The sequence below is a fragment of the Aquaticitalea lipolytica genome (genome assembly GCF_014641635.1).
GTDB classification, from domain to species: Bacteria; Bacteroidota; Bacteroidia; order Flavobacteriales; family Flavobacteriaceae; genus Aquaticitalea; species Aquaticitalea lipolytica.
On the sequence record NZ_BMIC01000005.1, the window covers coordinates 69,671 to 85,615 of the forward strand.

The 15,945-nt window shown below is 33.6% G+C and carries 18 protein-coding genes; 13 read left to right on the forward strand and 5 right to left on the reverse strand.

The annotated features are described in order from the left end of the window. The first annotated feature begins 90 nt into the window (after positions 1 to 90). Complete coding sequence (locus tag IEW41_RS11485; protein WP_188606511.1) at positions 91 to 951, forward strand: cyanophycinase; 861 nt, start codon at positions 91 to 93, stop codon at positions 949 to 951. Here IEW41_RS11485 and IEW41_RS11490 read toward each other — a convergent pair. Continuing rightward, entirely contained in the window at positions 948 to 1,883 is a 936-nt protein-coding gene (locus IEW41_RS11490; RefSeq protein ID WP_188606512.1) for an isoaspartyl peptidase/L-asparaginase family protein, read from the reverse strand. The genes IEW41_RS11485 and IEW41_RS11490 overlap by 4 nt on opposite strands. 100 nt (positions 1,884 to 1,983) lie before the next feature. Between IEW41_RS11490 and polA the strand changes: the two genes are divergently transcribed. The 3 genes from polA to IEW41_RS11505 are packed head-to-tail and all read left to right on the forward strand — an operon-like array spanning position 1,984 to position 6,685. Beyond that, positions 1,984 to 4,830 (forward strand): DNA polymerase I, encoded by a 2,847-nt coding sequence (gene polA, locus IEW41_RS11495; protein ID WP_188606513.1) that lies wholly within the window; start codon positions 1,984 to 1,986, stop codon positions 4,828 to 4,830. Positions 4,831 to 4,843: 13 nt separating this feature from the next. Next, positions 4,844 to 6,295, forward strand: a complete 1,452-nt coding sequence (locus IEW41_RS11500; protein WP_188606514.1) for an FAD-dependent oxidoreductase — start codon at positions 4,844 to 4,846, stop codon at positions 6,293 to 6,295. A gap of 45 nt (positions 6,296 to 6,340) precedes the next feature. Further along, positions 6,341 to 6,685, forward strand: a complete 345-nt coding sequence (locus IEW41_RS11505; RefSeq protein WP_373282964.1) for a tyrosine-type recombinase/integrase — start codon at positions 6,341 to 6,343, stop codon at positions 6,683 to 6,685. A gap of 69 nt (positions 6,686 to 6,754) precedes the next feature. Here IEW41_RS11505 and IEW41_RS11510 read toward each other — a convergent pair whose 3' ends face one another. From IEW41_RS11510 to IEW41_RS11525, 4 genes are read right to left on the reverse strand one after another with little or no spacing between them, the layout of a single operon-like run. Continuing rightward, positions 6,755 to 7,888, reverse strand: coding sequence for a low temperature requirement protein A (locus tag IEW41_RS11510; protein ID WP_188606515.1), 1,134 nt, complete (start codon positions 7,886 to 7,888; stop codon positions 6,755 to 6,757). 6 nt (positions 7,889 to 7,894) lie between these two features. After that, positions 7,895 to 8,320 (reverse strand): hotdog fold thioesterase, encoded by a 426-nt coding sequence (locus tag IEW41_RS11515; RefSeq protein WP_188606516.1) that lies wholly within the window; start codon positions 8,318 to 8,320, stop codon positions 7,895 to 7,897. A gap of 9 nt (positions 8,321 to 8,329) precedes the next feature. Then, entirely contained in the window at positions 8,330 to 8,848 is a 519-nt protein-coding gene (locus IEW41_RS11520; protein WP_188606517.1) for a redoxin domain-containing protein, read from the reverse strand. Positions 8,849 to 8,858: 10 nt separating this feature from the next. Beyond that, complete coding sequence (locus tag IEW41_RS11525; RefSeq protein WP_188606518.1) at positions 8,859 to 9,440, reverse strand: NAD(P)H-dependent oxidoreductase; 582 nt, start codon at positions 9,438 to 9,440, stop codon at positions 8,859 to 8,861. Positions 9,441 to 9,596: 156 nt separating this feature from the next. Between IEW41_RS11525 and IEW41_RS11530 the strand changes: the two genes are divergently transcribed. From IEW41_RS11530 to frr, 9 genes are all read left to right on the forward strand, one after another. After that, on the forward strand, positions 9,597 to 9,908 hold the full coding sequence (locus IEW41_RS11530; RefSeq protein WP_373282963.1) for a winged helix-turn-helix transcriptional regulator: 312 nt from the start codon (positions 9,597 to 9,599) through the stop codon (positions 9,906 to 9,908). A gap of 290 nt (positions 9,909 to 10,198) precedes the next feature. Continuing rightward, the gene (locus IEW41_RS11535; RefSeq protein ID WP_188606520.1) at positions 10,199 to 10,660 is read left to right on the forward strand and encodes a mobile mystery protein A; all 462 of its coding nucleotides are present in this window, start codon (positions 10,199 to 10,201) and stop codon (positions 10,658 to 10,660) included. Then, a complete protein-coding gene (locus IEW41_RS11540) occupies positions 10,651 to 11,247 on the forward strand; it encodes a mobile mystery protein B (RefSeq protein WP_188606521.1) in 597 nt (198 codons plus the stop codon). The genes IEW41_RS11535 and IEW41_RS11540 overlap by 10 nt, the downstream gene beginning before the upstream one ends. A 352-nt stretch (positions 11,248 to 11,599) precedes the next feature. Continuing rightward, complete coding sequence (gene rplM, locus IEW41_RS11545) at positions 11,600 to 12,055, forward strand: 50S ribosomal protein L13 (protein WP_188606522.1); 456 nt, start codon at positions 11,600 to 11,602, stop codon at positions 12,053 to 12,055. Next, entirely contained in the window at positions 12,055 to 12,441 is a 387-nt protein-coding gene (gene rpsI, locus IEW41_RS11550) for a 30S ribosomal protein S9 (RefSeq protein WP_188606523.1), read from the forward strand. The genes rplM and rpsI overlap by 1 nt, the downstream gene beginning before the upstream one ends. A gap of 188 nt (positions 12,442 to 12,629) precedes the next feature. Continuing rightward, a complete protein-coding gene (gene rpsB / locus IEW41_RS11555) occupies positions 12,630 to 13,412 on the forward strand; it encodes a 30S ribosomal protein S2 (RefSeq protein WP_188606524.1) in 783 nt (260 codons plus the stop codon). Positions 13,413 to 13,508: 96 nt separating this feature from the next. Continuing rightward, positions 13,509 to 14,474 (forward strand): translation elongation factor Ts, encoded by a 966-nt coding sequence (gene tsf / locus IEW41_RS11560; RefSeq protein ID WP_188606525.1) that lies wholly within the window; start codon positions 13,509 to 13,511, stop codon positions 14,472 to 14,474. 108 nt (positions 14,475 to 14,582) lie between these two features. Continuing rightward, positions 14,583 to 15,290: a UMP kinase gene (gene pyrH, locus IEW41_RS11565; RefSeq protein ID WP_188606526.1), complete on the forward strand. Its 708-nt coding sequence runs from the start codon at positions 14,583 to 14,585 to the stop codon at positions 15,288 to 15,290. 59 nt (positions 15,291 to 15,349) lie between these two features. Further along, a complete protein-coding gene (gene frr / locus IEW41_RS11570) occupies positions 15,350 to 15,907 on the forward strand; it encodes a ribosome recycling factor (RefSeq protein WP_188606527.1) in 558 nt (185 codons plus the stop codon). Positions 15,908 to 15,945 lie beyond the last annotated feature (38 nt).

Here is a 15,945-nt window from a genome sequence, read left to right on the forward strand (position 1 = left end):
TTTGGTGGTTAATTTGATTATTCATAAATATAGAATTTTTTTTAATTATTTAAGCTTATTTTTGCAAATTGCTAATTATAATTATTGAGAATGAAGATTAAAGGAACTTTAATACCTATTGGAGGAAATGAAGACAAAGGATTTGAAGATGATGAAATCCATAGATTAGATTATATTGAAGAAGGTATTTTATCGCATGTCGTAAATGAAGCTGGTGGAGTTGATGCTAAAATTGTTATCATACCAACTGCATCTAGTATTCCTGTTGAAGTAGGCGAAAATTATATAACAGCTTTTTCAACTTTAGGCTGCTCTAAAATTGATGTTTTAAATATAAAATCAAAAAGTGATTCAGAACGTGAAGATTTTATATCACTAATTAAAGAAGCAGATTGCGTTATGTTTTCTGGTGGCGATCAATCTAAAATCTCAAAATATATTGGAGGCACTACAATTCATAAAATTTTATCTGATAGGTATATAAACGATGAAAAATTTGTGATTGCTGGCACAAGTGCTGGAGCAATGGCTATGGCAAATGAAATGATAGCTGGTGGTAGCAGTGCAAAAGCATTTGTTAAAGGTGCTGTAATAATGAAAAAAGGATTAAATCTGGCTCCGAAATTAATTGTTGATACTCATTTTATTCAAAGAGGTCGTTTTGGTCGTATCTCTGAAGCAGTTGCAAAATTTCCGAACTTACTAGGTATTGGATTGGCTGAAGACACTGGTATGATTATAAAAAATGGTAACGATTGTACAGTAATAGGTTCAGGAATGGCCATTGTTTTTGATGGAAGTCATTTAACGCACAACAACGAAAAAATACTAAAAATTGGGACACCAATGACCATGACAAACCTTAAGGTTCATGTACTAGCGAATGGTGATCATTTTAATTTAGACACTCGACAAGTTAAAGTCCTCCCAATAGAGTCGCCTTTCGTCTAGTTTTCTTTATAAATAGCAATTACTTCTTTACCATTTGAGGTTTTACAAGCACGATACATCCCTTCGGTATTAAAAGGCATAGCAATGTTTCCTTTTGTGTCTATAGCTATTAAGCCACCATCACCTTGTATTTTAAGAATTCTATTATTTATAACTTCGTTTGAAGCTTCTTCAACAGACATCCCTTTGTGTTCCATTAAACAAGACACATCATAAGCTACAACACCTCTTATAAAATATTCACCACTTCCAGTACAACTCACAGCACAAGTATTATTATTAGCGTAAGTTCCTGCACCAATCATTGGGCTATCACCAACGCGTCCCCATTTCTTGTTAGTCATTCCACCAGTTGATGTGGCTGCTGCAATATTCCCTTTTTGGTCACAAGCAACTGCTCCAACAGTTCCAAATTTGCCATCCTTTTTTACGCTATGGTCTAACTGAAAATTATCGCTGTCTTTTATGCCTTGCCATTGTTTATATCGTACTTCATCATAAAAATAATCTGGACTTTCAATTGTATAACCGCTACTTTTAGCAAACTGCATTGCTCCTTCTCCAGCTAAAAAAACATGATAGCTTTTATCCATAATATCACGAGCTAAAGACACAGGGTTTTTTATTCCTGTAATTAAAGACACTGCTCCTGCTTTAAGGTTTTCTCCATTCATAATAGCGGCATCCATTTCATGTGTGCCTTCTGCTGTAAATACAGAGCCTTTACCTGCGTTAAACAAAGTAGAATCTTCTAATAGTCTGACTGCAACCTCAACAGCATCTAAAGCACTAGCTCCTTTTTCTAAAACAGCATAACCTTGTGTTAAAGCATTTTGCAAAGCAGCTTTATACTCTGCTTCCAATTCTGGAGTCATTAGTCCTTTTACAAGTGTTCCTGCTCCACCATGAATTGCAATCGAAAAATTATTCATCCTATAATTATTTATGGGCGAAAATTACAAATTGCATTTCAATTAATTTCAATTCGTAGTATAAGTTTTGTAGTTTTATAGTCTTCAATATAAAAACACAATGTCAGACCAAAAACGCCTTTTTTTAGTTGATGCTTATGCATTAATATTTCGTGGCTACTATGCCTTTATAAAAAACCCAAGAATCAATTCAAAAGGAATAGACACCTCTGCTATATTAGGGTTTACTAACTCTTTGTTAGATGTTATTAAGCGCGAACGTCCAGACCATTTGGCTGTTTGTTTTGATAAAGGAGGAAGTGCAGATAGAGTTGAGATGTTTGAAGCATACAAAGCCAATAGAGATGCAACACCAGAAGCAATAAAAGTAGCTGTGCCTTATATAGAACAGATATTAAGAGCCATGCATATTCCTATTATGGTGAAAGAAGGTTTTGAAGCTGATGATGTTATTGGAACCCTTTCTAAACAAGCCGAAAAAGAAGGCTATAAAACCTTTATGGTTACTCCAGATAAGGACTTTGCGCAGTTGGTGTCTGAAAACATTTTCATGTACAGACCTGTTTTTGGTGGCGGTTATGAAACTTGGGGAATTGAAGAAGTTAAAGCAAAATTTGAAGTTGATGATCCTTTACAAGTTATTGATTTTTTAGGAATGATGGGAGACTCATCAGATAATATTCCTGGCCTGCCTGGTGTTGGAGAAAAAACAGCAAAGAAGTTTTTAGCACAATACGGAAGTATGGAAAATCTATTAGCAAATACACATGAGCTAAAAGGTAAAATGAAAGAAAATATTGAAGCCAATAAAGAACTCGGAATACTATCTAAAAAGCTGGCAACTATTATGCTAGATGTTCCTGTGGAATTTGATGCGAAAGATTTTGAAATGTCTGAACCAGATATTGAAGGAGTAAAAAATATTTTTCAGGAATTAGAATTTAGACGATTAACCGATAATTTCTTAAAAACGTTTTCTGCTGAAGAACAATCTTCACCTTCAGAAAACACATCAGCAGTATCATCATCTGTACAACAAACAGTAAAAAAGCCTACTTCAGCTGGAGCAGGACAATTTTCATTATTTGATGCGCAAGGTAATTCTGATGCCATTATAACTAATCAAGATGCAAGGATTACTGCAGCAACTAATTCGCATTTTTATCAAAGTATAGCATCAGGAATGGCAACCAAACTGTTTATTCAAAACCTGATGAAACAAACCAGTGTATGTTTTGATACCGAAACTACAGGAATTGATCCAATTACTGCAGAGTTGGTTGGTATTGCTTTTTCTTGGGAAGCTGGAAAAGGCTTCTATTTACCATTTCCAGAAAACAAAGACGAAGCACAAGAACTTATTGAGCAATTACGTCCGTTTTTTGAAAGTGAAACCATTCAAAAAATAGGTCAGAATTTAAAATACGATATTAAGGTTCTTCGAAAATATAATGTAAAAGTAAAAGGTAAATTGTTTGATACCATGTTAGCACATTATCTCATAAATCCAGATATGAGACATAATATGGATGTGTTGGCAGAAACTTATCTAAATTATACACCTATTTCTATAGAAGAATTAATAGGTAAAAAAGGAAAAAATCAGCTTTCAATGAGAGATGTTCCTTTAGATAAGCAAACTGAATATGCTGTGGAAGATGCAGATATAACGCTTCAGCTAAAAGAGCATTTTGAAAAAGAATTAGGCGACGCTAATACTCAAAAATTGTTTGATGATATTGAAATTCCTCTGCTACGTGTACTTGCAGATATGGAGTTAGAAGGTATTAATTTAGATGAGTCATTTTTAAATTCATTTTCAGAAGAATTAGATAGCGAAATAAAAACACTAGAAGCTAATATTTATAAAGAAGCAGGTGAAGAATTCAACATTGCTTCGCCTAAGCAATTAGGTGATATTTTGTTTGACAAACTAAAACTCGTTGATAAACCTAAAAAAACCAAAACTGGACAGTATGCAACCTCTGAAGATATTTTATCTTATTTGGCAAAAGATCATGATATTATTCAACATATCTTAGAGTTTAGAGGGTTGTCTAAATTAAAAAGTACTTATGTTGATGCGTTACCAAATCAGGTGGAGCCAACTACAGGTCGAGTACATACAGACTATATGCAAACTGTAGCAGCTACAGGCAGATTAGCTAGTAATAATCCTAATCTTCAAAATATACCTATTCGTACCGAACGTGGTCGACAAGTGCGTAAAGCATTTATTCCAAGAGATGAAAACTACACTTTGTTGGCAGCCGATTATTCACAAATAGAACTTCGCATTATTGCAGCTTTAAGCGAAGAAGAAACCATGATTAATGCCTTTAAAAATGGCGAAGACATTCATGCAAGTACTGCATCAAAAGTGTTTAATGTGCCTTTAAATGCCGTAACTCGAGAGCAACGTAGCAATGCCAAAACGGTTAATTTTGGTATTATTTATGGTGTATCCGCTTTTGGATTAAGCAACCAGACCGACTTATCTCGTAGTGAAGCTAAAGAATTGATTGACACTTATTACGCAACTTATCCAAAACTACGTAATTTTATTAGTGAGCAAGTCGATTTCGCTCGCGATAATGGTTATGTGCAAACCGTTTTAGGTCGTCGTCGTTACTTAAAAGATATTAACTCTCGTAATGCTGTGGTACGAGGCGCTGCCGAACGTAACGCAGTAAATGCACCAATACAAGGTAGTGCTGCAGATATTATTAAAATTGCAATGATTAACATTCACAAAAAACTGGAAGAAGGGAATTACAAAACCAAAATGCTGTTACAAGTGCATGATGAGTTGGTGTTTGATGTATACAAACCAGAACTGGAAAGCATAAAAACATTAGTAAAAACCGAAATGGAAAATGCTTATAAACTAAAAGTGCCTTTAGATGTTGATTTAGATATTGGAGATAATTGGTTAGAGGCACACTAAGGCAAAAAAAGAGGTGACAAAGACAGAAAATAATGAGGCTAGTTGGACTGTTTGCCCAGAATGTCAAGGCAATGGCAAAAAAAGTCGTGGGCTACATAAAAAAGCAAAACTCAACTATCAAAAAGCAATTAATCTTTTTGAAAAAGCAAAAGAGCAAAAAACTGCCCCAGTTCGTCCTAAAGGTCATCAATATTCGTGTTTAAAATGCTCTGGCTCTGGGTTGGTACTTTCTGCTAATCATCCAATATCAGATAAAGAAGACTACCCACACGTTGCTATTATAGGTGGTGGTATAGGAGGAATTGCTTTAGCAGTAGCTTGTTTGCATCGCAGAATTCCTTTTACACTTTATGAGCGAGATAGCAATTTTGATGCTAGATCGCAAGGCTATGGACTCACTTTACAGCAAGCAAGTAAAGCAATAAAAGGGTTTGGCATTTTGTCGTTAAACGAAGGTGTCGTCTCAACAAGACATGTGGTTCATACTACAGAAGGAAAGGTAATCGGAGAATGGGGAATGAGAAAGTGGACACAGTCAAATTCAAAAACAAATTCAAAACGTACCAATGTACATATAGCAAGACAATCTCTAAGGTTAGCATTGCTTGAACAACTAGGTGGACATGATAAAATACAATGGAATCACCAATTAGTAGATTTAAAAAAAGGTGAGAATGTTAATCTGAGCTTTGATGTGGATGGTAAGATAAAATATGCCAAAGCTGATATTGTAGTAGGAGCCGATGGTATACGTAGTACTGTACGAAAATTACTTGTTGGTGAAAACGTTACCCCTTTACGCTACTTGGACTGCATTGTTATATTGGGTATTTGCCATTTAAAGGCTCTTAAAGGCATTGATAGTTCTTTATTAGATTCAGCTACAGTATTTCAAACCGCAAATGGTAATGAGCGTATTTATATGATGCCATATACATCAGACTCAATAATGTGGCAACTTAGCTTTCCAATGCCTGAAAAAGAAGCAGTGGCTCTAAGTGCTAAAGGAACTCATGCTCTTAAAGAAGAAGCGTGTCTTAGAACCCAGTGGCACAATCCTATTCCGCAAATTTTAGCAGCAACAAATGAGACTGAGATTTCAGGCTATCCAGTTTATGATCGTGAATTACTGGATTCAGATTTATTAGATAAAGGTGGACAAGTAACTCTAATTGGAGATGCAGCTCATCCCATGAGCCCATTTAAAGGACAGGGAGCAAATCAGGCTCTTCTAGATGCTTTATCTTTAGCACGAGGAATTTCAAGAGGCTGCAGACCTTTATCACAATGGAGAAAAAATGGAGTGAGAAAAAATGTTTTAACTGAGTTTGAATCAGAAATGTTAGAACGCAGTGCGTCAAAAGTAAAAGATTCAGCAAAAGCTGCAGAGTTTCTTCATTCAAAAATTGCACTCCATGAAAGTAATGAGCCTAGAGGCAGTTTACTAAAGAGACAAAAAACATAATATTTAGTATTACTTCGTACAAGAATCCTTGTACAAAATTATTTAATTACGTATCAACCTGAGGTTTACTTTGTTGAAGGTGAAAAAGGGAAACCATATTCTGCAAGTAGTATTAGGAAGTTTTTATATAGATCTTGTAAGGCTGCAAAGATTAACAGAAAAGTGACACCACATGCGTTACGACATAGCTATGCAACACATTTACTTGAAAGTGGAGTTGGATTAAGGCATATACAAGAATTGCTTGGTCATGCTAAACCAGAAACCACTATGATATATACACATGTAGCACGAAAGGATTTGTTAGACATAAAAAGTCCTTTAGATTATGCAATAGAACAAAAAACCGAGAAGAAGAACAAAAATTCCTCTTATCCGGAAAATAATTAGGGATAATGAGTATATTAGTCCACATATAACCAGTTGTACGCAAGCTTGAAAGACCGTTTCAAATCATTATTAATCCAAAAACCTCGACACGTCTTTTGTCAAAGTAAACTTGAAATTTCCTATTGTGTAGTATAGCATTCCAATTGTTACTCCTATAAGTGCATATTCAATTTTTGGAAGAAACGTTGAACCCACTGTTATAAAAACACAAATAAGTGTATTGATAACTATAGGTTTTCTAAAAGGTGGTAAAAATTTAAAATATATGGTTTGTTTTCCTACATAAAAGAAACACATTCCCACTATTGCCAGTACCCTAAAATCGTTTTGGTTTAAATCATTCAAAATAGCATGTCTGATGACATTAGCTAATATCACAAATCCCATAGCAAGAAAGAAGTGAGAATAAATAAGAGTAAAACCATTCTTCATTGCTTTTAATCTTTCCATTACATGAAAGCTATCATAATAAATCCACCAGATTAATCCTATCATTATAAATCCAGTTACGGCAGCAATGACACTCAATGCATCCCAATTAATATCTCTTAAGGCTGTTGTTAAACTAATAATAGATTCACCTAAAAGTATAATGGAAAGAAGACCAATTCTTTCAACTAAATGCTCTTTATGTACTGGAGGCACATTCTTGTTTTTGCTTACAAGAATAAAAGCTATCATTTCAAAAAAGATTCCTAAAACTAAAGTAATTTCTCTGTAAGGATCAGGGAAGAGAAATGAAGCACCAATAATAATTGTTCCAATAATTATAATTATACCGCATTTACTAGCATACTCTTTTGACTCATTAAGTGCTTTAGTAGAATTAATATACAAGCCCGCAATAATTATTTGAATAACTGCATAAAAGCCAATAAACAACCCATAGTTTTCAAATAAATCACTGCCTAAAAAGGCAGTCATTGTTATCATTAAAAACATGATGGCTAAACTTGAAATTCTATGGTACCTACTATCTGTATCAAAACGATTAGCGAATAAGGTATGTAGCGTCCAAATCCACCAAATAGATAGGAATTGAAGAGGAAACATCCAAATTTGTTTAGGGTCTATATGATTGTGATGCGTATGTGCAAGTTGATGCGTAACAATACCTATACTGGACACAAAAACCAAATCAAAAAAAAGCTCCAACCATGTGGCATGCCTATTTTGAACTAAATATTTGAATGTTTTCTTCAATAGAAATTATTTTTTTGCACGTATAAAATTATACACTCCTTTACCTTCTGCTATTAATATATTCTCCTGTAAAGCTTTCATTTTGGTTACCATAATTCGGTTTCCCATTCTGACCAACTTTCCTTCAAAAATTAAATCTTTTCCATCTGCAAATCTTAAATAATCCACTCGCAAATCTATTGTTGACAGCTTGTCTTCTGCTGAATCAAAATTGGCTATACCAATTGCACCACCAACAGAATCTAAAATTGTAGCAATAATTCCACCGTGCCAATGATTGGTACGGATATCTCCAACTAAATCCTTTCTAAAAGGGACTTTTACTCTTATAAAATCTTTTTCAATGGTATCTACTTTTAATCCAAAATATTTATGAATAGGAATATCGTCTTCAGCAAGACGAATCAGTCTTTCTTTTGTTGTTGCATCCATAATGTAAAGTTATAACATTTCTCCACGAGCTGGATAATCTGCTGTAATAATGTAATCTACTGCTTTTACAAAAGATGGTAAATATGGTCTTCCCCAAGGGTTACTGTTTATAGAAGAATAATAAACTTGATTATTATTGTCAATTAAAAATAATCCTGGTTCACTAAACTCACTTGGCTCTCCATCTTTTACGCCTGCACTTAAATACAAAGCCCAATCTCTTGCTGTGGATTCTGATAACTCATATCCCAAAGTAAGATTAGGTAATTCCCACTTTTGACGAGAAAGTCTTGCTCTCTTTTCAGTATCCATACTTACTGCTACGACATTAACACCTCTTTGCTGAAATTGTGGTAACAATTCTTGTAACTGTTGTAAATACTTTTTACAAATAGGACAATGTAGCCCACGGTAAAAAACAACTAATGTAAAGTTGTCTGGTTTTTGGTCTGCTAAATTCCATTGATTTCCATCCAATAATGGAAACTGTAAATCTGGTGCTGTATGTTTTGGTGTTGGTCTATTCATAATTAATACTTTAAAAGTTTGCTTTTAAATGATTTTCAAAACGATTAAAATCATTCTCTATTTCTGGATTTTTCATTACATCATATGCCATAAATGTTGGCAATTGTTCAAAACCAAACCACTTAAAATTAAGATGCATTGGTTTTAAAAGGTCATCTTCACTCATTCCATTAAAAAAAGTTTCCTCTGGATTGTTAAATGCTTCTTTTGGCGCATTAGCCGTTACTGACATCATATACTTTCCCTTTAACTTTCCACCTAATCCGTAATTCTTCTTCGGTGCTTCCTTACTTCTACCATCACCATCAGACATTTCGCCCATCATACCCATCGAAAATACTTCATCAATGTATTTTTTAAATGACCAACTAACACCCATCCAGTTTAAAGGAGTTTGAAAGAAAACAACATCAGCCCATTTGAATTTTTCGATTTCCTCATTAACATCATAATTATCTTCCATTGTAGTTTTCTTGATATTGTAACCGTTGCTCTTAAAGTAGGTTTCTGCTTTTTTAGTTAAACTTTCGTTTAACTTTCCTTCTGAAAACGGATATTTTTGATGCCCATTTATTATAAAAATATTTTTCATTTTAAATTTTTAATTACATTTGTATCGCAAAGAAACTAATAATAGTTTATAAAAGAAACTATAGTGTTTGAATTTGAACAAATAGTGGTAACCAAAAAGTAACTAATGGCAAGAAAATATATAGACAACCCAAATGCATGTTCCCTTGTGCATACGATGAACATAATTGGAAACAAATGGAAACCGATTATCTTATATTTACTATCTAATGGTTCTATGCGATTTGGAATGTTAAATGCACTTATACCTACAATCTCAAAAAAAGTACTGACTAATCAATTGAAAGAATTGGAAAATGATGGATTACTTTTAAGACAGTCCTTTGCTGAAATTCCACCAAGAGTTGAATATTCATTAACCGAAAAAGCAGTTGGACTTTTACCCGTTTTAAAGTTGTTAAGTGATTGGGCAAATGAAGCTTATCCCGAAATGGACTTTGAACAATGTAGAATAATAGAAAATGGATAAAAGCCAGCGTACAACAACGTATATAAAAAATAGCGGTTTAAGCGCCTAATCGAAAATGAATTTTACAAATTTAAGGTCAGTACCAAACCGAAAAGTCCGTGAGTAAAATCCGCTACTTTTCATATACAAAACCGTTGGCAGTAATTAAATCAGAACTTTTTTCATAAACTCAATCATACATATTTGTATGTTTATAAACTTTAAAAGAGACATATAAGTATTCTTTTATTTGTTTTTTTATACATATTTGTATACTTTTGAATTAATTTAAATACTTATATGTATAACAAATGAGAAACAAGAAAAAACTGCTCATAGAACAACTGGACCAAAAATTAGGAAATTTTAAGGATGCAGCTATGGTCCTGGTCCCTCAAAAAGGATGGGTGAATACTATTAGAACCACTCTTAACATGACTAGGGACCAATTAGGGACCAAACTTGAATTAACTAAAGGAGCAATACAAAAAATCGAGGAACGTGAAGCTACAGGTCAGATAACCATTAATAAGTTAAAGGATGTTGGTAATGCTTTGGATATGAAATTTGTTTATGGTTTTATTCCAAAAGATGGGACCATTGAAAAACTAGTAGACTTAAAAGCTGAAAAACTGGCTCGAAAAATAGTTTTAAGAACAAACCAAAATATGAAATTAGAGGACCAAGGAATTGGAGATGAAAAGATTGCTAAAACAATAAAAGAACTTGCTATTGAAATAAAACGAGAGATGAAAAAATCATTATGGGATTAGAATTAGAATATAAAGATGGACAAACACCTTTAGATGAAGAAGAAAAGGAGGGTCTTAAAATAAAGTCTATTACTACTCAAGGAGAACTGGATGAATTTGAGCAATTTAACATTGAAAAAGCAGTCGAATGGTCTATTCATACAAAATTCAAAACTGAAAAAATTTTAACGGAAAAGTTCATAAAAAACTTACACAAAAGAATGTATGGTGATGTATGGAAATGGGCAGGCGAATTTAGAAAGACCGAAAAAAACATTGGAATTCCATGGACACAAATTGGGATTGAATTAAAAAATTTATTAGACGACACTAAATATTGGATAGAAAACAAAACTTTTTCACCTGAAGAAATAGCAATTAGATTTAAACATCGCATTGTATCTATTCATTGTTTTCCAAATGGAAATGGAAGACACTCTAGAATGATGGCTGATATTATTATAGAATCAATATTTGGGAAAGAAATATTCTCGTGGCATCAATCAAACATGGTTAAAGCAAACGAAACAAGAAAAGAGTATATTAACGCATTAAGAAAGGCTGACAATGGGAACATTGCACCATTAATAAAATTTGCAGAAAACTAATGCCAACAACGTGTACATTTAATTGTTTGTTCTCGCCTACTTCTGAAAATCCTTGTGGATTTTCAGTTTGGTAAGTACATGCTAAGTGAACCACTAAACCACGCAACTACTCATAGCCGAGACAGTTCCCACACATTTAAAAACCACTCCTTTCGGAGTGATTTTATTGGTACATTAAGACCTTTTTTTGCTGTTTAAAATAACGCATCCTAAAAATTAATTAACCTTCTAATTTACAAGCCTATAATTTGTCTATAAAAATTACCCTATACTATTTGGTAATCAAATAGATTATCGTAAATTTGCAAACTCTTTTTGAGAGAGGAATGTTTAATAAATAAAATTAATTAGTGTGGATACATTAAGCTACAAAACGATTTCAGCAAACAAAGCTACTGTAAATAAAGAGTGGGTTTTGGTTGATGCTGAAGGTCAAAGTCTAGGTCGTTTAGCTTCTAAAGTTGCAAAACTATTAAGAGGTAAACACAAGCCTAACTTCACACCACACGTTGATTGCGGAGATAACGTTATTGTTATCAACTCTGAAAAAATCAACTTAACAGGTAACAAGTGGAATGACAAAACGTACATTCGTCACACAGGTTATCCAGGTGGTCAAAGAAGTTTATCTGCTACAGAAATGTTTGGAAAAGATCCAGCAAGATTAGTAGAAAAATCAGTAAAAGGAATGCTCCCTAAAAACAAATTAGGTGCAGATTTATTCCGTAACCTAACTGCTGTGGTTGGAACTGAGCATGCTCATGCAGCTCAAAAACCTAAAGCAATTAACTTAAACGAATTTAATTAATGGAAGTAATTCACAAAATTGGCCGTAGAAAAACGGCTGTTGCTCGCGCTTATGTTGCCAAAGGAAAAGGTAACATTACAATCAATAAAAAAGACATGGCGACTTATTTTCCTACTGCTACATTGCAGTACAAAGTAAATCAACCTTTGGTCATGACTAACAATGAAGGCAACTTTGATATTACAGTAAATGTATATGGAGGTGGTATTACTGGTCAAGCAGAAGCTATCCGTTTAGCATTATCTCGCGCAATGTGCGAAGTTGATGCAGAAAACAGATTGATTCTTAAACCAGAAGGATTGTTAACAAGAGACCCTAGAATGGTTGAGCGTAAGAAATTCGGACAGAAGAAAGCTCGTAAGAAATTCCAGTTCTCTAAACGTTAATCTTATTACCAACTCGATTGGAAATATTATAAAACGTATTTCCAATCAAGTTTTTTTAAAACAAAATTTAAACCAGTTATTGTTGTCCATGACTCAAAAGGTCAGGATTTAGTTAAGCATCTAAATGAAGCCAAACGCCAAAAGGCAAATGGAACATTGCTAATCAACAGAACGTAAACTAAAACAAAATGAAAGTAGAAGTAAAAGAATTACTTGACGCAGGTGTACACTTCGGTCACTTGACAAGAAAATGGGATCCAAACATGGCTCCTTACATTTATATGGAGCGTAATGGTATCCATATCATCAATCTTTACAAAACAGCAGCAAAAATAGAAGAGACATCAGAAGCTCTTCATAAAATTGCAGCTTCAGGAAAGAAAATATTATTTGTAGCTACAAAAAAACAAGCTAAAGACATCGTTGCTGAAAAAGCAGGTGCTGTAAGCATGCCTTACATTACTGAAAGATGGCCAGGTGGAATGTTAACTAACTTCGTAACTATCAGAAAAGCCGTTAAGAAAATGGCAATGATTGATAAAATGAAGAAAGATGGTACATTCTTAACATTATCTAAAAAAGAACGTTTACAAGTTGATCGTTTAAGAGCTAAGTTAGAAAAAAACTTAGGTTCTATTTCAGACATGACTCGTTTACCAGGTGCTTTATTTGTAGTTGATATTAAACGTGAACACATTGCAATAAAAGAAGCTCAAAAATTAAACATTCCAATCTTCGCAATGGTTGATACGAATTCTGATCCACGTCAAGTAGATTATTTAATTCCTGCAAATGATGATGCTTCAAAATCTATAGATAAAGTTTTATCTCTTGTAACATCTGCTATCGCTGATGGTTTATCTGAACGTAAATCAGAGAAAACTGAAAAAGATGCTAAAGATGAAAAAGAAGCTAAAGCACCAAAAAAAGCAGCTACAAAAAAGAAAGTAGCCGCTGAAGAAGAAGAATAAATAACAATTTCACAACATAAATAAGTCGTTTAGTTCTTTTCTTTGTTGAAAATTAATTGAACGACTTTTTTAAATTTTAAAAATATTATGGAAGCTATGGTAAAAATAACAGCCGCAGAAGTAAACAAGCTAAGACAAGCAACAGGAGCAGGTATGATGGACTGCAAAAAAGCATTAGTTGAAGCTGAAGGAGATTTTGATAAAGCTATCGAAGTATTACGTAAAAAAGGTCAAAAAGTTGCAGAAAAAAGAGCTGACAGAGAATCATCTGAAGGTGCTGCTGTTGCTAAAATAAATGCTGATAATACAGTTGGTGTTGCTATCGTTTTAGGTTGCGAAACTGATTTCGTTGGTAAAAATGAATCTTTTATTGCATTAGCAAACGATGTAGCAGATTTAGCATTAAACTGTAATTCTAAAGAAGAATTATTAGCTGCTAATTTTGGTGGTATGACTGTTGCTGATAAATTAGTTGAGCAAACTGGTGTTATTGGTGAAAAAATCGATTTAAATGCTTTTGAAAAATTAGAAGCACCTTACGTTGGAGCTTATGTTCATATTAACAAAATTGCTGCTATTGTAGGTTTTACTGCAAAAGTTAACAATGTTGAAGAATTAGCAAAAGACGTTGCAATGCAAATTGCATCAATGGGAGCTTCAACATTATCTTATAAAGATTTTGACCCTGCATTTATTGCATCAGAAACTGAAGCAAGAATTGCTGTTATCGAAAAAGATAATGAAGAATTAGGTCGTTTAGGAAAAACTCTTAAAAATGTACCTCAATATATCTCAATGGCACAATTAACTCCAGAAGTTCTAGCAAAAGCTGAAGCAGATGCTAAGGCAGAGCTTAAAGCTGAAGGTAAACCAGAACAAATTTGGGATAGAATTCTTCCAGGTAAAATGGAAAGATTCATTTCTGATAACACAACTTTAGATCAAGAAAAATGTTTATTAGACCAAACATTTATTAAAGACGAGAAATTAAATGTTGCAAAGTATGTTGCCTCTTATGGTGACGTTGCTGTTACAGATTTTAAACGTGTGTCTTTAGGATAGTCTAACACATTTGTTATATAATAAAAAGCTTCTCTGTTTAGAGAGGCTTTTTTTATAATCTAAAAACAAAAAAATTATGTAGTTTTGCGTAAGCATTCAAAACAACCGATGAAATACAAAAGAATCCTCCTTAAATTATCTGGTGAAGCCTTAATGGGAACTCGCCAATATGGTATTGACCCTCAACGTTTAGCAGAGTATGCAGAAGACATAAAAGCCATTACAGAAAAAGGTGTAGAAGTAGCCATTGTTATTGGTGGTGGAAATATTTTTAGAGGTGTTGCAGGTGCAAGTAATGGTATGGACAGAGTACAAGGAGACCACATGGGAATGTTAGCTACCGTTATTAATGGTTTAGCATTACAGAGCGCTCTAGAAGATGCTGGTGTGCCTACTCGATTACAATCTGCAGTTCATATCAATCAAGTTGCAGAGCCTTTTATTCGTCGAAAAGCAATGCGCCATTTAGAAAAAGGTCGTGTTGTTATTTTTGGTGGTGGCACTGGAAATCCTTATTTCACAACCGATTCGGCAGCAGTACTACGTGCTATAGAAATTGAAGCTGATGTTATTTTAAAAGGAACACGTGTAGATGGTATTTATAACGTTGACCCAGAAAAAGATAATACAGCTGTTAAGTTTGACCACATTACTTTTGATGACGTATTACGCAAAGGTTTAAAAGTTATGGATACTACAGCATTTACCTTAAGCCAAGAAAACGAACTGCCAATTATAGTTTTTGATATGAATAAAAAAGGCAATTTACTTAAGGTTGTTGCTGGCGAAAAAATTGGAACCAAAGTAAACTTATAACTATAAATACATTTTGGCTTGCTTTTTGAAAGCCATTAAAACATTAAAGTTTTTTAAAAATGAACGAAGAAATTCAATTTATATTAGATTCAACTAAAGAAGCAATGGATGCAGCAATTAAGCATCTAGAAAAACAACTTGTTAATATTAGAGCAGGTAAGGCTAGCCCAGCAATGCTTGGTGGAGTTATGGTTAATTACTATGGTTCACAAACACCTTTAAATCAAGTTGCCAATGTAAATACACCAGATGGTAGAACTATAACAGTTCAGCCTTGGGAAAAAAATATGCTTCAAGAAATTGAAAAAGGGATTCAGATTGCGAATTTAGGATTTAACCCTATGAATAATGGTGAGACTATTATTATTAATGTTCCGCCTTTAACAGAAGAGCGTCGTCGTGACCTTGCAAAACAAGCTAAAATGGAGGCCGAAGATGCTAAAATTGGCGTTAGAAGTGCTCGTAAAGATGCTAATTCTGATATTAAAAAACTTACTGATGTATCTGAAGACCTTCAAAAAAATGCTGAAGTAGATGTGCAACATCTTACCGACAAATACGTTAAAAGAATTGATGATATCTTAGAAATCAAAGAAAAAGAAATCATGACAGTATAAATTATAAGCGGCTAATTTGTCGCTTTTTTTATACTAAT